General features: G+C 67.5%; 22 protein-coding genes and 1 tRNA gene. 10 read left to right on the top strand and 13 right to left on the bottom strand.

Annotation, left to right across the window (positions count from 1 at the left end):
- Nucleotides 1-29: 29 nt before the first annotated feature.
- Both EOHIBHHM_RS07525 and EOHIBHHM_RS07530 read right to left on the bottom strand, forming a co-directional pair.
- On the bottom strand, nt 30-1,808 hold the full coding sequence (locus tag EOHIBHHM_RS07525) for a nitrite/sulfite reductase (RefSeq protein WP_497256116.1): 1,779 nt from the start codon (nt 1,806-1,808) through the stop codon (nt 30-32).
- An 87-nt stretch (nt 1,809-1,895) separates the two neighbouring features.
- Nucleotides 1,896-2,219, bottom strand: a complete 324-nt coding sequence (locus tag EOHIBHHM_RS07530) for a DUF8134 family protein (protein ID WP_497256118.1) — start codon at nt 2,217-2,219, stop codon at nt 1,896-1,898.
- Nucleotides 2,220-2,531: 312 nt separating this feature from the next.
- On the opposite strand from EOHIBHHM_RS07530, the gene EOHIBHHM_RS07535 reads away from it, so the two are divergent.
- Nucleotides 2,532-2,666 (top strand): DUF8595 family protein, encoded by a 135-nt coding sequence (locus tag EOHIBHHM_RS07535; RefSeq protein WP_497256120.1) that lies wholly within the window; start codon nt 2,532-2,534, stop codon nt 2,664-2,666.
- Nucleotides 2,667-2,765: 99 nt separating this feature from the next.
- On the top strand, nt 2,766-3,440 hold the full coding sequence (locus EOHIBHHM_RS07540) for a DUF7119 family protein (protein WP_497256122.1): 675 nt from the start codon (nt 2,766-2,768) through the stop codon (nt 3,438-3,440).
- Here EOHIBHHM_RS07540 and EOHIBHHM_RS07545 read toward each other — a convergent pair.
- Nucleotides 3,422-4,672, bottom strand: coding sequence for a M20/M25/M40 family metallo-hydrolase (locus EOHIBHHM_RS07545; protein ID WP_497256124.1), 1,251 nt, complete (start codon nt 4,670-4,672; stop codon nt 3,422-3,424). The genes EOHIBHHM_RS07540 and EOHIBHHM_RS07545 overlap by 19 nt on opposite strands.
- Before the next feature lie 83 nt (nt 4,673-4,755).
- Here EOHIBHHM_RS07545 and EOHIBHHM_RS07550 point away from each other — a divergent pair.
- A tRNA-Lys gene (locus EOHIBHHM_RS07550) sits at nt 4,756-4,870 on the top strand.
- A gap of 757 nt (nt 4,871-5,627) precedes the next feature.
- Here the strand turns inward: EOHIBHHM_RS07550 and EOHIBHHM_RS07555 are convergent.
- The 3 genes from EOHIBHHM_RS07555 to EOHIBHHM_RS07565 all read right to left on the bottom strand — a co-directional run bounded on the left by EOHIBHHM_RS07555 (nt 5,628) and on the right by EOHIBHHM_RS07565 (nt 7,158).
- Nucleotides 5,628-5,807, bottom strand: coding sequence for a hypothetical protein (locus EOHIBHHM_RS07555; protein WP_497256126.1), 180 nt, complete (start codon nt 5,805-5,807; stop codon nt 5,628-5,630).
- A 97-nt stretch (nt 5,808-5,904) separates the two neighbouring features.
- Nucleotides 5,905-6,534 (bottom strand): DUF4397 domain-containing protein, encoded by a 630-nt coding sequence (locus tag EOHIBHHM_RS07560; RefSeq protein WP_497256128.1) that lies wholly within the window; start codon nt 6,532-6,534, stop codon nt 5,905-5,907.
- A gap of 126 nt (nt 6,535-6,660) precedes the next feature.
- Nucleotides 6,661-7,158 (bottom strand): deoxyuridine 5'-triphosphate nucleotidohydrolase, encoded by a 498-nt coding sequence (locus EOHIBHHM_RS07565; protein ID WP_497256130.1) that lies wholly within the window; start codon nt 7,156-7,158, stop codon nt 6,661-6,663.
- Nucleotides 7,159-7,317: 159 nt separating this feature from the next.
- Between EOHIBHHM_RS07565 and EOHIBHHM_RS07570 the strand changes: the two genes are divergently transcribed.
- Complete coding sequence (locus EOHIBHHM_RS07570) at nt 7,318-9,291, top strand: aconitate hydratase (RefSeq protein ID WP_497256132.1); 1,974 nt, start codon at nt 7,318-7,320, stop codon at nt 9,289-9,291.
- Between the two features lie 72 nt (nt 9,292-9,363).
- Here EOHIBHHM_RS07570 and EOHIBHHM_RS07575 read toward each other — a convergent pair whose 3' ends face one another.
- Entirely contained in the window at nt 9,364-9,999 is a 636-nt protein-coding gene (locus EOHIBHHM_RS07575; RefSeq protein ID WP_497256134.1) for a DUF5828 family protein, read from the bottom strand.
- A 184-nt stretch (nt 10,000-10,183) separates the two neighbouring features.
- Between EOHIBHHM_RS07575 and rimI the strand changes: the two genes are divergently transcribed.
- Genes rimI through EOHIBHHM_RS07590 form a run of 3 tightly spaced genes read left to right on the top strand, consistent with a single transcriptional unit; the run spans nt 10,184 to nt 11,666 of the window.
- Nucleotides 10,184-10,732, top strand: a complete 549-nt coding sequence (gene rimI / locus EOHIBHHM_RS07580; RefSeq protein ID WP_497256136.1) for a ribosomal protein S18-alanine N-acetyltransferase — start codon at nt 10,184-10,186, stop codon at nt 10,730-10,732.
- Between the two features lie 58 nt (nt 10,733-10,790).
- A complete protein-coding gene (locus tag EOHIBHHM_RS07585; protein WP_497256138.1) occupies nt 10,791-11,189 on the top strand; it encodes a DUF5810 domain-containing protein in 399 nt (132 codons plus the stop codon).
- Nucleotides 11,190-11,243: 54 nt separating this feature from the next.
- Entirely contained in the window at nt 11,244-11,666 is a 423-nt protein-coding gene (locus tag EOHIBHHM_RS07590; protein WP_497256140.1) for a DUF5809 family protein, read from the top strand.
- 74 nt (nt 11,667-11,740) lie between these two features.
- Here the strand turns inward: EOHIBHHM_RS07590 and EOHIBHHM_RS07595 are convergent, their stop codons facing one another.
- Complete coding sequence (locus EOHIBHHM_RS07595) at nt 11,741-11,896, bottom strand: hypothetical protein (RefSeq protein WP_497256142.1); 156 nt, start codon at nt 11,894-11,896, stop codon at nt 11,741-11,743.
- Nucleotides 11,897-11,979: 83 nt separating this feature from the next.
- Here EOHIBHHM_RS07595 and EOHIBHHM_RS07600 point away from each other — a divergent pair, with 83 nt between their 5' ends.
- From EOHIBHHM_RS07600 to EOHIBHHM_RS07610, 3 genes are read left to right on the top strand one after another with little or no spacing between them, the layout of a single operon-like run.
- Entirely contained in the window at nt 11,980-12,366 is a 387-nt protein-coding gene (locus tag EOHIBHHM_RS07600) for a hypothetical protein (RefSeq protein ID WP_497256144.1), read from the top strand.
- Complete coding sequence (locus EOHIBHHM_RS07605; protein ID WP_497256146.1) at nt 12,363-12,932, top strand: NUDIX hydrolase; 570 nt, start codon at nt 12,363-12,365, stop codon at nt 12,930-12,932. The genes EOHIBHHM_RS07600 and EOHIBHHM_RS07605 overlap by 4 nt, the downstream gene beginning before the upstream one ends.
- 37 nt (nt 12,933-12,969) lie before the next feature.
- The gene (locus EOHIBHHM_RS07610; RefSeq protein WP_497256148.1) at nt 12,970-13,329 is read left to right on the top strand and encodes a rhodanese-like domain-containing protein; all 360 of its coding nucleotides are present in this window, start codon (nt 12,970-12,972) and stop codon (nt 13,327-13,329) included.
- Between the two features lie 87 nt (nt 13,330-13,416).
- Here EOHIBHHM_RS07610 and EOHIBHHM_RS07615 read toward each other — a convergent pair whose 3' ends face one another.
- The 5 genes from EOHIBHHM_RS07615 to EOHIBHHM_RS07635 all read right to left on the bottom strand — a co-directional run bounded on the left by EOHIBHHM_RS07615 (nt 13,417) and on the right by EOHIBHHM_RS07635 (nt 20,231).
- Nucleotides 13,417-15,492 carry a glycyl aminopeptidase gene (locus EOHIBHHM_RS07615; RefSeq protein ID WP_497256150.1) on the bottom strand — a complete coding sequence of 692 codons (2,076 nt, stop codon included), beginning with the start codon at nt 15,490-15,492 and terminating at the stop codon, nt 13,417-13,419.
- A 108-nt stretch (nt 15,493-15,600) separates the two neighbouring features.
- Nucleotides 15,601-15,894, bottom strand: a complete 294-nt coding sequence (gene yciH / locus EOHIBHHM_RS07620; RefSeq protein WP_009733138.1) for a stress response translation initiation inhibitor YciH — start codon at nt 15,892-15,894, stop codon at nt 15,601-15,603.
- 88 nt (nt 15,895-15,982) lie between these two features.
- Entirely contained in the window at nt 15,983-18,259 is a 2,277-nt protein-coding gene (locus EOHIBHHM_RS07625; protein WP_497256152.1) for a transglutaminase TgpA family protein, read from the bottom strand.
- Entirely contained in the window at nt 18,256-19,266 is a 1,011-nt protein-coding gene (locus EOHIBHHM_RS07630) for a DUF58 domain-containing protein (protein ID WP_497256154.1), read from the bottom strand. Before EOHIBHHM_RS07630 ends, EOHIBHHM_RS07625 begins: the two co-directional genes overlap by 4 nt.
- The gene (locus EOHIBHHM_RS07635) at nt 19,263-20,231 is read right to left on the bottom strand and encodes an AAA family ATPase (protein ID WP_497256156.1); all 969 of its coding nucleotides are present in this window, start codon (nt 20,229-20,231) and stop codon (nt 19,263-19,265) included. The genes EOHIBHHM_RS07630 and EOHIBHHM_RS07635 overlap by 4 nt, the downstream gene beginning before the upstream one ends.
- Nucleotides 20,232-20,292: the final 61 nt, after the last annotated feature.

Consider the following 20,292-nt stretch of genomic DNA (forward strand, 5'->3'; position numbering starts at 1 on the left):
GAAGAAAGCGACGGGCTGCGGCAGGCCGCTCAGTCGTCCGCGGGCAGCGTGTTGCCCTCGCCGTCCGTCGGCGCGGGACTCGCGTCCATCGAGTCGTCGTCCGCGTAGGGGTACCACGTCATCTTCGTGTTGTGCATCATCGGGTCGTCGTAGCTGGTCTCCTCGGGTTCGATCAGGTCGGCGAGGCTCTCCTCGTCGGTGCGCTCGACGAACTCCCGGAACGTCTCCTCACCTTCACGGCGCTCTTCGAAGTTCGCGAGCAGGTTCTTGATGGCACCGGGCACCTCGTCGACGGGGATGCGCTGGGCGACCCAGTCGGCGAAGTGCGGGTTCTCGCCGAGGCCGCCGCCGAGGCCGATGTCGAGCGCCTCGACCGGCTCGCCGTCCTTGCGGGTCTTCATCCCGCGCAGGGAGACGTCGGCGATCTGCGGCTGGGCGCAGGAGGCCGTACAGCCCGAGAGGTGGATGTGGAAGTCCTCGACGCCCTCGGGGAGATCGACGTTCTCCTTCAGCCAGCGGGCGTAGCGCACCTGGCGGTTCTTCGTCTCGACGATGGAGAGCGAACAGAACTCGGTGCCCGTACAGGCGACCGAACCGCGCATGAACGGATGCGGGTCCGGCGAGTAGTGTTCCAGTAGCTCTTCGCTCTTCAGCGCGTCGAGCTTCTCCTCGGGGACGTCGGTGACGATGACGTTCTGGCGCTGGGTGATGCGGATCTCGCCGGAGCCGTACTCGTCTGCGAGACGGGCGAGCTCCTTCGTGTCGTCGACGCCCATCCGACCGACGAGGACGTCGAGTCCGACGTAGTAGTTGCCGTCGGCCTGCTCGTGGATGCCGACGTGGTCGGAGTGACCGCCGTTGGCGTAGCCGGAGTTGTAGGAGTACTCCGAACGCAGGTCGTCGCCCGCAGTCTCCAGTTCGTAGTCGACGTACTCCTCCTGGAGGACGGTGCGGAACTTCTCCGGTCCCCACTCGTCCATCAGGAACTTGATGCGGGCGTTGTAGCGGTTCTCGCGGTCGCCGTTGTCGCGGAAGAGCGCGGAGATCGCACCGGAGACCTCCGAGGCCTGCTCGGGCGTGACGAAGACGTCGATGTCGCGGGCGAGTCGCGGTTCGTTCCGCGAGAGGCCGCCGCCGACGCGGACGTTGAACCCTTTGACGTCCTCGCCGTCGATCTCCTTCGTGGCGGGTTCGAGCGCGAGGTCGTTGATGTCGCCCTGGCCACAGCCTTCGCGGCAGCCGGTGATCGAGACCTTCCACTTCCGGGGGAGGTTCGAGTGGTCGTCGTTCCCCTTGTACTCCTCGTTGAGCTCCATCGCGACGGGGAGCGCCTCGACGTGTTCGTGTTTGTCCTTCCCGGCGACGGGGCAGCCCACGATGTTGCGCCAGGAGTCACCACAGGCCTGCTGGGTCGACAGCCCGACGGATTCGAGCTTCTCGAAGATCTCCGGGATGTCCTCCAGTTTGATCCAGTGCAGCTGGATCGACTGGCGGGTCGTCCAGTCGACGTAGCCGTCGCCGAAGATGGGGTTGTCGGCGGGGCCGCGGGCGTACTCGTCTGCCACTTCGGCGACGACTTCGGTCTGTCCCGGCGTCAGTACGCCGTTCGGCGTCCCGATCCGCATCATGAAGTAGCTCTCCTGGCCGTTGCGCTGGTGGTACAGACCCCACCACTTGAAGCGCTCGAACCAGGCGTCGTGTTCGTCTTCGGGAATCGAGTCCCACCCCTTCTCGGCAAATTCGAGGAGGTGCTCTCGAATCTCGTTGCCGTACACCTCCGACTTCCAGTTCTCGACGTCCGTAGGCATCTCTGTGCCTCCCTTACGGAGACACACGTAAGGGGGCGCGCATGCCGTCAACCCTTCCCGGTGCTCCCATACACCGGAGAATGTTGCTCATTCTCGCCGCGCTGTCACGCCAGTCGGTGCGAGGACGCTCTCGCGGTCGAGGTCGCGGAACTCGCCGTCGCGGATTCGCCCGACGGGAAGCCACTGAGTCGTCTCCTTCGCTCCGCAGGCGATACACTGGCCGTAGACGCGAACCTCGACGGTGCGGCCGTCGACACCGACCTCGATGAAGTTCTCGACGACCACGTCCGGAAGGGTGCAGGCGCAGAACTCCGGGTCGGCGAACCGCCAGAGTTCGCTGACGCTGACCTCTCTGTGGTCGTTGACGGAGATCCAGGCACCGTCGTCGAGGATGCGAAGGGCGACGGACATACCCTCTCTTTGGCCCCCCACCCTCCTGTAGCAGTCGGCGACTGCAAACCCTGCGGCGAGTTCGCGACGGGAAGGTTCGTGTAGGTACCGAACCCGTCGTGCGGTTTCGACGAAATCGTCCGTCAGAGATACCGGCAACACAGTCTGGAACGCGGGAGCACGGGTGAAGGTTACGCCTAGAGGCGGCCTTATAGACGTTCTCGTCTAACGAGGTGATGATGAGTAGCCACGAACCTGACCGTGACGTCCGCCACCACGTCTCCGCAGACGTCGCCCCGGAACTGTACGAACCCTCACAGGGGGTGCGGACCGATGAGTGAGTCCGCAGCCGAACTCGACGACGCCGACGAGCGACACGACGCCCATCTGAACGACCTCGAAGACGGGTCCGGCTGTACCGAGATCTGGGAACATCTCTCGGAGCGCCGGGAGGAAGCGAACGAGTAGCCACTTCTCACCAACTGACGCACCACGAACTGACCCGCCTGTGCAAATCTTACGCGACAGCGAGATGCTTTTGGTAGCAACCACACAATCGGACACTGTATGACAGACGAGTCGCCGCGGACGAGACTGCCGGCCGACCGCGAAGAACCGGTCGGCGAGCCCGTCGTGCGTGCGGACCCGGCCGTCACCGGCGAACGGGCTTCGGAGGCGGTCGGCTTCGACCCCGACGACCCCGAGAGCGTCGCCGAGGCCGCCGAGACGGTCAGCGCGTTCGCGCAGAACACCGTCGGTGCCGAGGACAACGTCTACATGCTCCGCGGGGCGGCGGCGTGTGCGGCGCTCGTCCGCGGCGTCGGCTCCTACAAGGCCGCCGCAGAACGAACCGAGGGCGTCGCCTCGATCGCCTTCATCCGCAAGTGGGCGCGAGTGCACGACCTCCCGCAGTCGATCCGGCGACACGTCGCCCGCGGTCACATCGCGCCGACGGCGGCGAAACACATCGCTCGCGTCCCCGGCGAGGCACGGTTCACCCTCGCGTGGGCGACCATCGACGGCGACCTGACGGTCCGCGAGGTGCGCGCCATCGCCAGCGAGGTCAACGACGGCGCCGATCCGGCCGACGCGCTCCGCAGCCACGGCGTCAGACCGGGCCGGATCGGTCTCGACCTGCCGCCGGAGCTGTACAACGAACTCCGCCGCCGTGCGTCGGTACAGAACCGGACGCCCGGCGACGTCGTCGCCGACGCCCTCGACGACTACTTCGCGGAGAGATAACGCCGTGCGCTTGCGGTGATCGTCTCGCGCGCTCGTTCGACGTCCGACCAACGGACCGTCTCGTCGGGGTAGTGCGCCTGTTCTATCGTTCCCGGTCCGAAGAGCACCGTCGGGATCCCGGCGGCGACGTAGTGTCGCGAGTCCGCCCCGTAGGTTGCACCTCGCGGGTCGGTGTCGTCGAGTCCCACCTCTCGCATCCCGCCTCGGAGCGCCGCGACGACCGACTCGTCGGGAGCGGTCTCACCCGCCTCGAACTGGACGGAGAACCGCTCGAACTTCGGCGGGTGTGCCGAGAGCCACTCGCTGTCGGCGACGACCTCGGCCAGTCGCTCCTCGAACTGTGTTTCGACCTCGTCGACGGTCTCGCCCGGCGCGACGCCGATGCGGACCTCGGCCGTCAACTCCGCCGGGACCGTCGACGCCCACGACCCGGCCTGCACGGTTCCGAAGACGACCGGCCACGGAATCGGGAACTCGTCGTACAGCGGATGTGTCACCGACTCGCTTCGTTGCTGCTCCAGCTCCTCGAAGGCGTGGCGAACCGTCTCGAAGTGTGGCAGTACGGACTCGCCGACCCACCGCGTCGCGGCGTGCGCGGACCGACCGGTGAGGTGGAGTCGCTTCATCACGCTCCCTTCCGTCGCCGTCACGACCCGCAAATCAGTCGGCTCGGCGACGAGCGCGGCGTCCCGCTCGAAGGGATAGGGGTTGTCGAGCGCCGCGGCCGCCGCACCGATGCCACCCTCCTCTTCGCCGACGACGGACTCGACGACGACGCGGCCGTCGAGGGACTCGTGCTCGTCGTGTTCTCTCCGTAGCGCCAGCGCTGCGAAGACGCACGCCGCGAGTCCGGACTTCATGTCCGCCGCGCCGCGTGCTCGGAGGGTCTCCCCGTCTTCGCTCCACGTCGGTTCGAACGGGTCGCTGCTCCAGAGGTCGCGTTCGACCGGCACCACGTCGACGTGGCCGTTCAGGACGAGCGTCTTGCCCGCATCGGGGGCTCCGAACTCCAGAACGCCACCGACGCTCGGACGGTCCGCCACGTCGATGTCGCCGGGGTCGTCGGGGAAGGAGGAGTGCTCGGCGAGTCGGTCGGCGTCGGCGGTCCACTCGTAGGTCTCGAACCCGAGTTCGTCGAACCGGTGTCGAACCCACGCCTGCGCGGCGGCCTCGTCGCCGCCGGTGGTGTCGAACCGGAGGAGTTCCTCGGTGAATGCCCGGAGATCGGTCATGGTCGTTTCGAGGTGGAAAGAGTGCGTAAGGGCTTCGAGATAATCGTAAACGCTTATACGGTAGTGCAGTAAGGTGTGAGTGAGGGCCGGTAGCTCAGTTCGGCAGAGCGTCTGGCTTTTATCGTGACTACGCGAGCGGTTTTGCGCGTGGTTGCGGGAGACACCAGACGGTCGGGGGTTCAAGTCCCTCCCGGCCCGTATCTAACTCCGCGAGCGACAGCGAGCGGTGTCGTACGAACGCGGGAGGACTCGAATCAGGGAGTGAAGCGTAAGCGGAACGACCGTGGTTCAAGTCCCTCCCGGCCCGCTTCTACGGAACCTACACGCCAGCGAGCACCTCGTGTGCTCGCCACTCGCTTGTTGCGGTGTGTGGTTACGAGGGACTTGAAGTAGACCAGTCGCGCGCAGCGGAGCGAGCACGTCTGGGCGTGGTTCAAGTCCCTCCCGGCCCGCTTCCATCCTCAAGTTTTACTTCGTGAACTGTGTAGGTTTCCGTCTTGAAAGCCCCGAGGCGCTGGACTCGGGCGTTCGTTGCGCGCTTCGCTCACTCCGTTCGCTGCAGTGCTTACGTCGCCGTCCTTCCTCCAGCGCCTCGCCCCTTTCTGTCCACCCGACAACATAGCCACCCCCTCCCCAGCCGATTCACTCACTCGCGGTGTCGCCGGCGCGGTGCGCTGGCTTCCAGCGGGACCTCCAGTCCCGCGCGGCTCGTTCACTCATCCCTTGCGAGAGCGAAGCTCTCGCTACCCCCCCACTCGCTCACGCTCGTGAAGACCTCGCACGAGTGGCTCGCGGCACACGGAGGCCGCGAAGCCACGCGCCACGACGGCTGCTCAGTGTTTCGACGAACTCGTCTCAGCCCTGCCGCTCCGCTTCTATAGTAGCTTGTGCAACTGGTCACTCATCCGACCGCACGCCGTCATGCGGTCGGATGAGTGATGACTTGCACTCGTTACTATAGTTCTACAACCCGCGCTTCCAACGACTCGATCTGCTCGCTCAGCGTCGCCAGTCTTCCACCGACCCACGTGCCGACGAGAAATGCGGGGACTGCACCCAGCGGACTCAACAACAACCAACCGACGACTCCGAAGACGACGCCGAGACCGAGAGTTCCAACGTCTCCTGTATTCACGACACGTAGCTGTCGGCAACAGAGATAAGTCGTTCTGCGCTCGTCAGTTCCCGAATCGAAAAAACCGACTCTGTGGCGTACACTGTCGACGGAGTCGTCAGTACGCCCGACCGCGCTTCCCGGCACCCTTCGCCGCCGGCGACCCGGCGTCGCGGGTGATAATCGCCTCCAGCGACGAGGCGGTGTCGATGCCGAACACCGTACAGGTCTCGCCACCCTCGAACTGGCAGTCCGGCAGTTCGAGGACGATCTCGTCGGTGCCGGCGCGGCACAGTTCGAGGTCGTACGTCCCGGCGTCGATCGGCTCGTAGTTGCTCGCCTTCCGGAACCCGACGTTCTCGAAGAGCGTCTGTCCGTCGGTCGTTCGGACGTCTAGCTTCGGCGCGTCCGGCGAACAGTGGACGAAGCGCGCGTGACACTTCCCCTGCGGGACGTCCCCGTTCTCGTCGGTCAGGACGAGCGGCTGGATGTCGTCCGAGAACCCTGTCGCGAGGACGGTGTAGTCCTGTCCCCGCTTCAGCGTCAGCGTCTCGTCGATGAGTGCCTCCGAACGGTCCTCACCCTTCGGCACGACCGCGACCTCGTACTCGCCCGGTTGCAGCGAGGCGTACTCGCCGACGTTCCCGAATTTGACGTTGTCGAACGCCCGGTCGTCGTTCAGATAGATGTCCACGCCCGACGCGTCTGGACAGCAGTGCCCGATTCGTACCTGTGTTGTCTCTACCATTGTGTCTCCCTCCTCCGAAGAGAGCTATCGCTCGCTGAGGGCTTGATTGTGGCTAGACTGTCCGGAAAGAGATGTCTTCGGGACGTGATCGACCGAGGCGACAGTCTCGCCGTGCAGAGACGTCGACTACTCGAGGTTCTCGCCCTGATAGCTCCCGTCGTAGGCGTCGTCGTGGCTCCCCTCGGCGAGCACCAACTGCGCGATGCGAGCGTCGCGTTCGAGCTCGACGTCGTGGTGGACCTGGAGCAGCCCTTCCCCGCGTCCCTCGTAGCCGGCGTCCCAGACGGCGGTGTTGAGCATACAGGAGTTGCGCATCAGCGACGACCGCGGGTAGATGAATCCGACGTGACCCTCGGGGATGTGGACCGTCTCCACGTAACGGACGATGTAGCCGCCCGCCGGCAGGTAGTACGAGTCGGTTCCTTCGTCCCGTTCCTCCCGTTCGACGGCCTGCCGCTCGCCGATCTCCTTCCCGTCGACGCCGATACGGCCGGGGTCGCGCTGCTCGAAGACGGCGTCGAGCGTGAGGTCGACGCCGTTGGGCTGGATCTGCGCTTCGGTGAGCGGACTGACGTGCTCTGCGACGAACGACCCGGCTTTGTACATGGTCGTTCGTTCACTCACCCGACGAAAAAACTGCTGACTCGTTGCAGAGGATTACAACTCAGAGGCGAGTTAGTTTAGGACCTCGCGCGAAAATTGCCGGACAGCGCTTATTTCACACGGTAATTGGAACGGAAACACGCGGGATTTATATCCGCAGAGGAACGACCCACGGACGTTATGGGACAGACGCTCACAGAGAAGATCCTCGACGATCATCTCGTCGAGGGAGACCTCACGCCGGGTGAGGAGATCGGTATCGAGATCGACCAGGTACTCGCGCAGGACACGACCGGGACGATGGTCTGGCTGCAGTTCGAGGCGCTCGACCTCGACGAAGTCCAGACGGAACTCGCCGCGCAGTACTGTGACCACCAGACTTACCAGTTCGACTTCAAGAACACGGACGACCACCGCTTCCTCCGCTCGGCGGCCGGCACGTACGGTGCCTACTTCTCCCGTCCGGGCAACGGTATCTGTCACAACGTCCACAAGGAGAACTTCGCCGCCCCCGGCAAGACGCTGCTCGGGTCGGACTCCCACACGCCGACGCCCGGTGGCCTCGGCGAACTCGCGATCGGTGCGGGTGGGCTCGACATCGCCGTCGCCATGGGTGGCGGCGCGTACTACGTCGAGATGCCGGAAGTCGTCAACGTCAAACTCGAAGGCGAGCTCCCCGAGTGGGCGACCGCCAAGGACATCGTCCTCGAGATGCTCCGTCGCCTCAGCGTGAAGGGCGGCGTCGGCAAGGTCTTCGAGTACACCGGCGAGGGTGCGGAGTCGCTCACCGTCCCCGAGCGGACCACCATCACCAACATGGGGACCGAACTCGGCGCGACGTCCTCTCTCTTCGAGACCGACGAGAAGACGAAAGACTACCTGGAGCGCCAGGGCCGCGGCGACGAGTACGTCGAACTCTCGGCCGACGAGGACGCGGAGTACGCCGACGAGGTCGTCATCGACCTCGCCGACCTCGAACCGCTCATCGCCAAGCCGTCGATGCCGGACAACGTCGTCCCCGTCCGCGAAGTCGAGGGCGAGCGCGTCGAGCAGGTCATCGTCGGTTCCTGTACCAACGGCGGCTACGAGGACGTCCTCCCGGCCGCGAAGATGGTCAAGGACCGCGAAGTCGCGAAGCACATCGAGATGATCGTCGCACCCGGTTCGAAGCAGGCCAGCGAGATGCTCGCCCGCCAGGGCTGGACCGCCGAGATGATGGCCGCAGGCGTCAACGTCTCCGAGGCGACGTGTGGGCCGTGTATCGGTATCGGTCACGTCCCCGCCTCCGACTCCGTCTCGCTGCGCACGTTCAACCGCAACTTCGAGGGTCGCTCCGGCATCGAGGACGACTCCGTGTTCCTCTGCTCGCCGGAAGTCGCGGCTGCTGCCGCCATCAAGGGCGAGATCGTCGACCCGCGTGACCTCGCCGACGAACTCGGCGACCTCGAGGCTCCCGGCATGGAGCTCCCCGAGAAGTACGACGGGTCGAAGTCCGACATCATCACGCCCGACGAGGCAATCGACGACGACCTCATCAAGGGCCCCAACATCGGCAACGTCCCGCTGAAGGACCCGCTCGCCGCCGACATCGAGGGTGAGGCGCTGCTGAAGATGGAGGACAACATCACGACGGACCACATCATCCCGGCCACGTCGGACATCCTCAAGTTCCGCTCGAACATCGAGCGGCTCTCGGAGTTCACGCTCTCGCGCGTCGACGAGACGTTCGCCCAGCGCGCCGCGGACGCCGACGGCGGCTTCCTCGTCGCCGGCGAGAACTACGGGCAGGGTTCCTCCCGCGAGCACGCCGCGATGTGTCCGATGTATCTCGGCATCGAGGGCGTCCTCGCACAGTCGTTCGCCCGCATCCACAAGGCGAACCTGTTCAACTTCGGTATCGTCCCCCTCACCATCGACGAGGAGACGTACGAGAAGATCGAGCAGGGTGACGACGTCGAGATCGTCGACGACGTCGCCGACGCCGTCGAGTCCGGCCAGGAGGAGTTCACGGTCCGCGTGAACGACGACTGGGAGGCGACGGCCACGCTGAAGGCCTCCGAACGCGAGCGCAAGATCCTCGCCGCCGGTGGCAAGCTCTCGTGGACGAAACAGCAGTACGAGTCCGACTCCGGCGCTGCACCCGCAGACGACTGAGCTGCACACCCACTGATCGTCCCATTTTTTCGACGCTGCACTGTGAGCGTCAGCGTTCGCCCTCTTCCGCGCTCAGTCGTCGGCCGGCGGCGATGCGTTCACCCGTCGGAGCTGCGAGAGGTTGACCGCGTGTTGGAGCGGTGCGTCGACCGCGTCCGTCTCCTCTCTCGCCGAGAGGTCGTGCCCCTCCGCGGCGACAACCGTCTCGGTCGTCTTCGCGGCGGCGAGATGCCACCGGGGAACCGACGTCTCGTACTCGGCGAGCACCTCGCGCATCCGCTCTCGGAGGTGGTCGTCGGCGATGGAGACGTCGAGGTGGTACCGTCGGCCGCGACCCAGTGACCGGTGACAGTCGATGCTGGCGTGGAGGTGTGGCGTGTCGAAGTAGTACGGCGAGACGAGCGTCATGACGTGGAGGTAGAGGAACCGCTCGACGCGACGGAGTCCCCGTCGCCAGCGGGGGTCCCGGTCGGTGTCGTCACCGTGGCCGCTCGTGTGGTCGGCGGTGCGGACGCCGACGTCGCGACGGAGTCGTTCGTCTGCCTTCGGCCGCCAGCGTTCCCACGCGGCGACGGAGTCGGCGAAGTCGTCTCGAATCGCGTCCAGTTCGACGAGCGCACAGGAGACGTGTTCGCCGTGTTCGACGACGTCGAGCCAGTCTCCGGTGCGGGCGAATCCAGTTGCTGTCTCTCGCAGTGTGGAGGGCATGTGGGCGGTGAGTGCGGGTCGGCGACCAGTCTCGTTCGGAGACGACGACGGTATCCGGCATAACTCTGGAGTGACTGTGCGTGGCGTACACACTCCATACCGCCGGTAGGTCGAGGCTACCACGGAGCGGGCGTCGACCGGACTAGCCGCACCGCTTTTAGCGGTGAAGTGCTAACGTCGCCCCGTGACAACTGCTCCCGCGGACAGTCGGTCCCTGTCGATCCGGCAGGTCGATCGCGCGGATCTGCTGGACGTCTTCCGCATCGAGAAGCGATGCTTCTCCCAGCCGTGGCCCTACGCCGCATTCGAGCAGTTCCTCGGTGAGGCAGGGTTTCTGCTCGCCGAACGCGACGGCGTCGTCCTCGGCTACACCGTCGCCGACGTCGTCCCGAACTACGGCCGGGACATCGGCCACATCAAGGACCTCGCGGTCCACCCGGAGTACCGCGGACAGGGTGTCGGCCGAACGCTGCTGCAGCGGGCGCTCACGGACCTGTTCGTCGACGACGTCGGCCTCGTCAAACTGGAGGTCCGCGAGAGCAACGACCCGGCGCTCGCGCTCTACCGCGACGAGGGGTTCGAACCGATGCGACGCGTCCCCCGCTACTACCAGGACGGCGAGGCGGCGCTCGTGATGGTGCTCGATCTGGACGAGTGGGCGACGGGGACGCCGGCCGGCCCGGATCTCGACGTCGCCGTCGACTCGACGGGTGACCCCCTCGACGACGGGTGACGCCGCCGACGGGCGCGGAGTGCGCGCTCCTTTTGTCTCTCGGTGTCGAACGGCGCGTATGGGATACGCCTGCCCGGTCTGCGACGTGCCACAGCGCGACGGGAAGCATCTCGCCAACCATCTGGCGTTCACGGCGCTGCTCCGCCACGAGAACCACGAGACGTGGCTCGACGACCATGTCGACGGCTGGAGCGAGCTGAACGCTCCCGAACTCGCCGACCGCGTCGTCGACCACGCCGACGAGCGGGACTTCGAGGAAGTGTTCGAGGACACGACCGACGGACACGACCACCCACACGAACACGCCGGCGGTCACGGCGATCCGGCCATCCGGCAAGGGGGGGATCTCGACGGCGAGACACAGCAGGTGCTCCGCGAGGCACGGGAGCTCACCGAGCAGATGATGGCGGGCGACGAGGACGCCGCCGAGACAGACGCGGCCGACGACGACGAGTGAGTCTCGAACCGAGAGACGGAAAGGCGTAAGCGTCGGGCGCGAGACCACTCGGCTATGGAGACAGAGGGGGTCTACGCACCCGAGACGATCGAGGAGGCGAGCGACGCGTACGAAGACGCCGGTCCCGCCGCACAGGTCGTCGTCCGCGAGACGGTCCGAGCGATGGAGTTCGACCGCGAGGAGTACCGCGACCGCGTGACGAGCGACGTCGTCGAGACGGCCCGCGACGCGCTTTTCGCCTCGCTCTTGTCGGTCCACGTCGGCGACCGAGCGGCGTTCGACGAGTGGCGGGAGCGCCACCCCGACTACGAGGTCCACGAGACGGGGAGCGAGAACGTCGACAACGTCGTCTGGCACGCTGCCCCCTTCGCGGAGACGGCCGTGGCCGCGACCTACCAAGAGGAGCGCGACGCCGCCGTGGGGACGCTCCGTCGACAGGCGTTCGGGCGGATCTATCGACCGGCGTTCGAGGAGTGACCGAGGTCGGTCGTCGGTTCCGCTCAGTCCCGGTCGGTTCCGCTCAGTCCCGGTCGGTCTCCTGTACTCGTGAACTAGCGTCGACGCGGTAGATCGACGTCGTTCGAGAGGAAGATGCTGTCACGCGCGGGGTCGAAGTAGACCTCCAACGCGCGCAACGTTCCAGCGTACGCTGCGATCATCAGGAACACGAACGCGAACAGCACGGGTAAGACGAGTTCGAGGACCATCGTCGACTCCGTTACGTCGCTCTGTCATAACGTGTCCGGTGCGACGTCGAAACCACCATACCCACGGCTCCCCAACTCCCCCCGTGCGACGCGTAACGCGAAATCTCCTCGTCGGAATCGGCCTCGTCGTCGTCGCCCTGCTGGCGCTCGGCGCGCTGCCGAGCTATCTCGGGACGGGCGACCCGTACTATCTGACCGCCGAGACGGCAGACGGGACGAACGAGTCGGCCGAGGCGGTCGACGTCAGCAACGTCTCGGCGCGACGCTACCCCTACCTGACGGGGGCGCTCGAAGACGGCCGCTCGGAGGGCTACCGGAAGGGGCCGCTCGGCCTGAAGGGGTCGTTCACCCACTCGCCGTTCGACGAGTTCGACTCGCTCGTCGTCCAGAACCCCGACGCCCGCGACGGCGACGCCGTCCTCGTGGAGTATAAGGGCGAGCGCTACCGTGTCGAAGTCGTCCACCCATGAGTGAGCACACCGACGGCCGCCGACACGAACGACTCCCCGACCCCGAGTGGCCCGTCCTTGACTCGCAAATCGAGTACGAGACGGGCTGGTTCACCGGCGGTTACGACCTCGTCGAACAGCCCGACGGGAGTCAGAAGAGGTACTACTGGGCCGAACTCGCGACGGCGGTCGTCGTCGTCGCCGTCACCGACGGGCAGGTACTCTTCGTCGAACAGTACCGCCCGACGATCCGCGAGACACAGCTGGAACTCCCTGCCGGCATCGTCGACGACGGCGAATCGTTCACGCAGGCCGCAGCGCGCGAACTCCGCGAGGAGACCGGCTTCGCCCCGTCGAGCACGTCGCTGCTGCAGGAGTTCTGGTGTTCGACCGGGTTGCTCCGGCACCGTCGCGGCTTCGTCTTCGCCGAGGGGCTCGAACTCGGCGAGCGCGAACTCGACGCCAACGAGTTCCTCGCGCCGCGGTCGATCCCGATCGACGAGGCGCTCGACGTCGCTCGCGCGTCGCCGACAAACGACGCGACGGTCGAGGGGATCCTGCTCGCCCAGGACGAAGGGTTGCTGTAGGCGAGGCACTTATCCACCTCGGTCGTTTGGTGCCTGTATGGACGGCGAAATCTCCCCCGAGGAGGTCGAAGAACTCCTTCGCAGCGACGCCCCGCCCCGAATCGTCGACATCCGCCAACCGGCGTCGTTCTCTCGGGGACACATCCCCGGCAGCGAGAACGTCCCCTTCAACGAACTCCCCGACCGCATCGCGTCGCTCGAGGGCGCAGACCACATCGTCACCGTCTGCCCCCACGGACAGGCGAGCGTGCAGGCCGCCCGACTCATCAAGTCCTACGAGGGCACCGGCGAGGCCCGCGTCGACAGCATGGCCGGCGGGCTCGACGCCTGGTCGGGCGGCCTCGAAACCGACGTCGAACAGGCGACGGCCGACGAGGGACCCGACTCGCCGTTCTGAGCCGTCTTCCGCACTCTCCTCTCGCGTTCACGTCTCGAGTCTCGCTTTTCGCTTCCCACCCGCTGTTCTCCGGTTCGCACCCCGAACTCACCGCGTGCGCCACCTCGTCGCGAGGAGAGTCAGGACGCTGACGACGACCACCGCGAGTAGCGTGAGGACCCACCCGAACCCGGGCGCCGTCGTCGACGACTCGCCCGCCGCCGAGGTCGCTCTCTCGTCGACGGCAGTCGCCGTCTCGTCGGTCGTGGCGACGACGTCGACGAGTACCGTCGTCGGTCCACCCGCGTCGAGTCGGTACGTTCCCGGGATCGACGGCGTCACCGTCGTCGACACGGTCGTCTCGCTCTCGACGTCGACGCGCACCCGCTGACGGGAGACGACCTCCTCGTCGAGTCGGAACGTCACCGTCGCCGCCCCCGGACGCGACTCGGGGTTCGCCACCGTCGCTCGCACGGTCACCTGCTCGCCCGCACGGACCCGGAGCGGCGTCGCCGACAGGTCGACGACCTGTGCCTCGGCAGGGTCACGGACGAACACGGTGTACCGCTCCTCGCCGACCGTGAGCGTGTAAGTCCCCGTCGTCTCGAACGTCCGGCGGACGGTCCGGGTCGCCGTCTCGCCCGAGTCGAGCTCGCCCGCGAGGCGCTCGACGACTCGCCCCTCGGTGCGAACCGCCACGTCGTACGACCCCCGACTGCCGCCGTCGTTGGTCACCTCGACCGGGAGTTCGAGCGTCTCGTTCGGCACGATGACGACGCCGGCGGTCCCGGCCACGGTTCCGTTCCGATACGGACCGGTCACGCGTGCCGGCGTCGACGGGTCGACCGCGAACCGCGCGTCGACGTGCGGCGAGAACGAGCCGAACGCCTCGACGTGCTGGGGGAGCCTCCACGTCGACGGGGCGTTTCGCGTCGTCGCGTACCGCACTCCCTCCTCGCGGACCGACGCGTCGCCCGCGTCGCCGACGAATCCCCAGAACCGATCGGTGGTGACCGTCCCTCGGTGGTCGTTCGTCTCTGCGAGCACCGTGTCGAGCGACGCCTCACTGTCGGAGGCGACGCGGATGCGGTAGTCGAGGTAGCCCGCGACGAGCGCTCCCTTGTGGTAGTGGCCCTCTCGCCCCCACGTCGCGGGCGTCGCGAGCACCGTCTCGGCGTAGGGATCCCTCCCGCCGAGCGCGAGCCACTTCGAGAACTCGCCGTAGCCGATGCGACCTTGCCGGAGCGTCAGCGCGGCCGCGTAGTAGGTTGCGCTCCCTTCGGTGAGCCACCGGATCTCCTTTGCCGGCCGATACGACTGCCGGCTGTGGACGTACTCGTGCAGCCAGACGTTGTTCGGCGTCGACAGCGACTCGCTGTCTCGGACCCAGATGTCCGACTCGCCGGTGTGGAGCCCCCGGACGCCCCACTCGATCCCCTCCGTCGGTGCCGCGACGACCAACACCCGCTCGTCGCGCTCGCCGACGCGGAGTCGTCCGGAGGCGTCGGCGTAGCTGTCGAGGATCGCAGACGGCTCCGCCGACAGCCGTGCCGCCTCGGGGACGACGAGTCGGAACCGCTGGCCGTCGGCCTCGCGTCGGTGGTCGGTGTACTCACCGAGGAAGACGAGCTCTCTGCCGACGACGCCCTCGCCGTCGACGGCCGACGACTGCGTGAGCGACACCTCGCTCCCGTGCCACGCCCAGCGCGTCCCCGCCGTGGGACGGCGGAACAGCGCCCACGGGCCGACGTCGGCGAAGAGGTAGCTCCCGTCGCTGGCCAGCGGAAGTCGGCCGTTCGCCGTCTCGTTCACCGACAGCCGGTAGGTGAGCGTCGGTTGGTCGGTGCCGCCCCGCCAGCGGTATCGGCCCGTCGACTGGCGTGTGAACCCGTCGCTGGAGACGACCGTCGCGTTCGCCGGGAGGCGCGTCTCGACTCGGGTGACGCGACTCGGAACGTCGTACTCGAGTGCCACGGTCACCTCCCCCGGTCGCTTCGGCGTCAGTCGGAACGTCGTCGTCAGGTCGAGCGTCTCGGCCGTCGACGACTGCGCCAGCCGTGCCGTCCGGTCGGCGTCGACGTCGCCCGATGCGGTGCCGGCGACCGGCGCGGTGCCGACGACCGGCGCGGCGGAACCCGCGAGTGTCGCGAGGACGACCAGGAGGGCGACGACGGCACGGACCATGCGGGGCGTTCGCTGGTCGGGTTAATGACGGTTGTCCCCGCACACGATGCGGTCGCTCTCGGTACGGTTCTGAAAAAGATCGCTCGACGCGCCGGCGTTACAGTACGATCACGCGACGTTGAAGCCCTTGTCGCGGAGGAAGTCCTCCACGCGGCCGGTGTGGTTGCCTTGGAGCTCGATAGAGCCGTCCTCGACCGTCCCTCCGCAGGCGAACTTCGACTTCAGGTCCGAGGAGAGACTGTCCATGTCGACGTCTTTCGGGTCGAACCCCTCGATGATCGTTACCTCTTTTCCGTAGCGGCGCTCGTCGATGCGGATGCTGATCTCCTGGGACTCTTTTGCCACGTCCTCGCAGACGCAGAGTTCCTGGGGCAGCCCGCACGTCGAGCAGACTTCCGACATTACAGTTCCAATCTACACGATGGGGATATTAAACAGTATCGGGACTTTGCACACCGGCCGAAAAGACGGCGACGGCGACTGTTCGCGATCAGTTCCGGAGTCGGCCGACGACCGGCAACCGCTCGCGGACTAACTCGTCGACGAGTTCGATCGCGCGGTCCGCCTCGTCGCGTGAGACCCCCGGTCCGTAGTGGGCCCGTTCGTAGAGTCGCCCGACCTCCGTCGCCCGCTCGTCGAGGCCGACCTTCGACAGCGCCGTGAGATAGCTCCGCGGCGTCTCGCGCGGTCGACGCGGTCGGTACTGCCGTTCGAGCAGGTACTCCAGCCGAGCGAACGCCCGTTCGGTGTCGGCCGTGGGGTCCCGTCGTGCCCCCTGGGAGTACATCCAGACGAAGCGCGCGACCCGCGTCGTCGCGCCGGTCCGTCGCGCTCCGGCGGCGAGTCCGACCATCAGCGCCAGCCCCACCCCGAGCGTCTCGCGCGACGGCAGCGACGGCAGTCCGCCGCTCGAGTCGGGCGTCGTCGTCACGGGACTCGTCGCGGCCGACGACCCCCCGCCTCGGGACTCGTCGCTGAGGATGCGGTTCGGGTTCAGCGTCGAGCGGTTCGTCGTCGACTGGTTCGTCGCGTTCTCCTCGTCGGGCGTCGGCGTCTCGGTGTCCTCGTCGGGCGTCGGCGTCTCGGTGTCCTCGCCGGGCGTCGGCGTCTCCGGCGTCGACTCGTCGGTGTCGACGCCCTCCTCCTCGTTCTGCCGCGCCTCCTCCAGTCGGGCGTTCTCGGCGTTCTCCCGCGGCTCGCCGGGCGTCGGGTCGAAGTCGACCCACCCCACCTCGGGGAAGTAAACCTGAACCCAGGCGTGGGAGTCGAGCCCGCGGACGACGTACTTGTCGTCGGCGACCTGCTGGCCCGACGTGTAGCCGGTGACGAACCGCGCCGGGACGCCCTGTGACCGGAGCATGACGACCATCGACGTCGCGTAGTAGGTACAGTACCCCGCGTCCATCTCGAAGAGGAACGACTCGGTGATGTCGCCGTCGGGTCGCTGGACCGTCAGCGAGTACTCCTTGCTCGACTCGAGATACCGCTCGATGGCCCGCGCCTTGTCGTAGGCGTTGGTCTCGTTGCCGGCGACCTCCACGGCCTGCTCGCGGACGCGATCCGAGGTGGTGCCCGGCAGTTGGAGGTAGTTCTCCGTGACGCGATCGGGGTAGTCGTCGCCGGAGCGGCGGAGCTGTTCGCGGGTGTAGCGCGGCACCTCCGAGCGGATCCGGAAACTGTCGTTCGTCTCCAGCGTCTCCGTCGTCACGACGCTCCCCTGGTGGGTGACTCGAAGCGAGGACTCCGCGATCCCGTCGACCTTCACGGGCTTCCACGCCGCCGGGAGCGCCGACATCCGCGTCTTCGCCTCCACGTTCTGGACGACGGTTCGCGAACTCCCCGGCGGCCCGCCGAGTCGCCCCGAGTACGTCTCGTCTTCGCCGGAGCGCACCCAGCCGTCGCCCGTGTAGCGGTCGTACGCGGCGGTCTGCCAGTACTCCCGGGAGTCGCTTCTGACCTCGAAGCGGACCTCCGGCGACAGGCGGATGCTTCCGAGGATGTTCACCTGGTCGTTCGAGGAGACGAGACTCGACTCGACGGTCGGCGACCCCCGGTCCTGTAGGAGCGGTTGAGCCGCGCCGCCCGGGACGACCGAGAGCGTCGCCGACAGCACGACCATCGCCGCCAACACGAGCGCGAGCGTGTCGAGCTGTGCGGCCCACGCACTGCGGTCGCCGAGCGTCGCGAGGCCGACGGCGGCCGCCGCGCCGACGACGCCGAACAGCGTCGTCGTCGTCCCGGCGTCACCTGTCAGCACGAAGAAGACGAGTGCGCCGCCGCCGACGACGACCGACCAGACGTACTTCCGTCGGACGGCGAGGTACCACGAGAGAAACACCGGTCCGGGGGCGATGGCGAGCGCCCACGTCCCGGCTTTCGTCAGTCGGAGCACGGAGAGCCCGGTCAGGAGGGCGACCGTGTCGGAGACGACCCGCTCGACGGTGAACAGCGCCCGGTTGCTCGCCGGGACCGAGAAGAAGTACGCGGCCAGCCCGCCCCCGAGGATGAGCGCGGTGAGGACGAGCGCGCTCCGCACGCGGAGGAACCGACCGAGCACCGTCGCCAGCGCGACCGTCGCGCCGACGACGAGCAGCAGCGTCGTGCTGCCGCCGACGACGTCCGTGACGTGATAGAGCACGCTCAGATACGAGAGCGTCAGAGCGACCACGCCGAGCAGCGCCGGTTGGCGGAGGTCGAAGCCACTCTCGCTCCTGTTTCTGCCCCTGCCCCCGCCCCCATCACCGTCGCCGGAAGCCGCCGTCGTCACGCGGTCGTCCCCCTCGGCGGTTCACCCGCCGTCGCCGACAGCGTCTCGCGCCGTTGCACGTCGTCGAACGACAGCCGTCGGTCCCGGAGTCGGATCTCGACGCCCGAGTCGCCTGCCTCGACGACGACGTCCGCCTCGTCGGTCGGCACCGGTCCGTCGACGACTCGCGCGCAGTGTTCGAGGAGGCGCGTCCGTCCGACGCGGTCGGCGTCGGCCTCGACGCGCCCGTTCGGGAGCGCCAGCGCCACCGGGACGTCCGCGTCGTTGAGCGCCACGGCGAGACTCGCGACCGCCTCGGCAAACTGGTCGGCCGCCGCGGCCGTCGTACCGCCGGCGATGGTGACGTCGACGACGTCGCGGTCGGCGGTAAACTCCTGGACGACGAGGTCGTCGCGCTTGGCGCTGGACTTCCAGTGGACGTCTCTGAGCGCGTCGCCGCGGACGTACTCCCGGAGGGTGTCGAACTCCGCGCGCTCGTCGGCGCTGTCGGTCTCGTGGAGGGCGAGGAGGTCACGTCGGACCGCCCCGGCGACGCCGTAGACCGTCGGATACGCCAGAAGCGAGTCGTCGCCGGAACAGCGGAGCTCTCGCTCGAACAGGCCGAACACGTCCCGACCGACGACGTGGGTCGGGCCGAGTCGGTGCTCGCCGCGGGTCTCGTAGGTGACCGAGTAGCTGATCGGCCCGTCGCCGACGGTGGTCGTCGTCGCCGGCTGTTCGCTCGTCAGCCCCTCGCCGACCTCGTCGGTGACGGTGCCCACGAACGGGCGGCCGACGTCGCGGAACCGGAGGGTCACCTCGTGTGTCGAGCCGACGAAGTCGTCCCGAGGGACGTCGCGGTCGACGGTCGGCGGGTCGAGACTCCGGACCTGGAGCGCGCCGGCGACGAGCGCGACGACGCCGGGGAGGACGACGGCGTTCAGCGCGCGTGCACCGAACAGACCGGCGAGGGCGAACCCGCCGACGCAGACGGCGACGAGCGCCTTCCCGCGGCGGGTGAGTTTCATTCGACCGCGACGGCGTCGAGGGCGTCCTCGACGACCGCCCCTCCGGTCTCCGTCGCCGACTGCGTGACGATGCGGTGGCTGAGGACGGTCGGCGCCTCCGTCTGGACGTCGTCCGGGACGACGTAGTCGCGTTCGCTGAGCACCGCTCGCGCCTGGGCGGCCCGGAGCAGGGCGATGCTCCCGCGGGGGCTGACGCCCAACTCCGCGTGGGTTCGGGTGTAGCCCGCGAGTCGACTGACGTAGCTCCGCACCGGCTCCGACACCTCGACCTCGGCGACGGTCGCGCGTGCCCGTCGGAGTTCCTCGACCGTCGCGACGGGTTCCAGCGACTCGATGGGGTGTCGTCCGGCGATCCGACCCAACATGTCCGTCTCGGCGGCCTCGTCCGGGTAGCCGAGCCGCAGTTTCTTCATGAAGCGGTCGATCTCGGCGACCGGCAGGTCGTACGTCCGTCCCTGTTCGACGTCGTTCTGCGTCGCGACGACGGTGAAGGGGTCGGGGAGTTCGCGCGTCACGCCGTCGACGGTCACTTGCCCCTCCTCCATCGCCTCCAAGAGCGACGACTGGGTCTTCGGCGGCGCGCGGTTGATCTCGTCGCCGAGCACCAGGTTCGCGAACACGGGACCGGGCTGGAACTCGAACTCCCGCGTCTTCTGGTTGAAGACGTTCACGCCGGTCACGTCCGACGGCAGGAGGTCGGGCGTGAACTGCACCCGCTTGAAACTCCCGTCGACGGACCGCGCCAGCGAGCGTGCGAGCATCGTCTTGCCGACGCCCGGCACGTCCTCCAAGAGGAGGTGGCCACGGGCGAGCGTGGCGATGAGGATGTGCTCGATGGCGTCGTGGTGGCCGACGATGACCCGCTCGACGTTCTCGGTGATGCGCGCGCTCAGGTCGGCGGCCTCGGACACTGGGAGTGCGGTACGGTCGCTGACTTCGGCCTCGGTCGTCTCTGCGTCGGTCATTTGTATACTTGGGGACCCGCCGAACACTGCTCCGGCAGTTGATAAGTCTCTTGTGCCGGAC

It is taken from the genome of Halogranum roseipondis, assembly GCF_059695585.1.

What these genes read in the sequence shown, in the direction of transcription:
- EOHIBHHM_RS07525 (WP_497256116.1), bottom strand. Translation starts at nt 1,808, where the DNA reads ATGCCTACGGACGTCGAGAACTGGAAGTCGGAGGTGTACGGCAACGAG.
- EOHIBHHM_RS07530 (WP_497256118.1), bottom strand. Translation starts at nt 2,219, where the DNA reads ATGTCCGTCGCCCTTCGCATCCTCGACGACGGTGCCTGGATCTCCGTC.
- EOHIBHHM_RS07535 (WP_497256120.1), top strand. Translation starts at nt 2,532, where the DNA reads ATGAGTGAGTCCGCAGCCGAACTCGACGACGCCGACGAGCGACACGAC.
- EOHIBHHM_RS07540 (WP_497256122.1), top strand. Translation starts at nt 2,766, where the DNA reads ATGACAGACGAGTCGCCGCGGACGAGACTGCCGGCCGACCGCGAAGAA.
- EOHIBHHM_RS07545 (WP_497256124.1), bottom strand. Translation starts at nt 4,672, where the DNA reads ATGACCGATCTCCGGGCATTCACCGAGGAACTCCTCCGGTTCGACACC.
- EOHIBHHM_RS07560 (WP_497256128.1), bottom strand. Translation starts at nt 6,534, where the DNA reads ATGGTAGAGACAACACAGGTACGAATCGGGCACTGCTGTCCAGACGCG.
- EOHIBHHM_RS07570 (WP_497256132.1), top strand. Translation starts at nt 7,318, where the DNA reads ATGGGACAGACGCTCACAGAGAAGATCCTCGACGATCATCTCGTCGAG.
- EOHIBHHM_RS07575 (WP_497256134.1), bottom strand. Translation starts at nt 9,999, where the DNA reads ATGCCCTCCACACTGCGAGAGACAGCAACTGGATTCGCCCGCACCGGA.
- EOHIBHHM_RS07585 (WP_497256138.1), top strand. Translation starts at nt 10,791, where the DNA reads ATGGGATACGCCTGCCCGGTCTGCGACGTGCCACAGCGCGACGGGAAG.
- EOHIBHHM_RS07590 (WP_497256140.1), top strand. Translation starts at nt 11,244, where the DNA reads ATGGAGACAGAGGGGGTCTACGCACCCGAGACGATCGAGGAGGCGAGC.
- EOHIBHHM_RS07595 (WP_497256142.1), bottom strand. Translation starts at nt 11,896, where the DNA reads ATGGTCCTCGAACTCGTCTTACCCGTGCTGTTCGCGTTCGTGTTCCTG.
- EOHIBHHM_RS07605 (WP_497256146.1), top strand. Translation starts at nt 12,363, where the DNA reads ATGAGTGAGCACACCGACGGCCGCCGACACGAACGACTCCCCGACCCC.
- EOHIBHHM_RS07610 (WP_497256148.1), top strand. Translation starts at nt 12,970, where the DNA reads ATGGACGGCGAAATCTCCCCCGAGGAGGTCGAAGAACTCCTTCGCAGC.
- EOHIBHHM_RS07615 (WP_497256150.1), bottom strand. Translation starts at nt 15,492, where the DNA reads ATGGTCCGTGCCGTCGTCGCCCTCCTGGTCGTCCTCGCGACACTCGCG.
- yciH (WP_009733138.1), bottom strand. Translation starts at nt 15,894, where the DNA reads ATGTCGGAAGTCTGCTCGACGTGCGGGCTGCCCCAGGAACTCTGCGTC.
- EOHIBHHM_RS07630 (WP_497256154.1), bottom strand. Translation starts at nt 19,266, where the DNA reads ATGAAACTCACCCGCCGCGGGAAGGCGCTCGTCGCCGTCTGCGTCGGC.
- EOHIBHHM_RS07635 (WP_497256156.1), bottom strand. Translation starts at nt 20,231, where the DNA reads ATGACCGACGCAGAGACGACCGAGGCCGAAGTCAGCGACCGTACCGCA.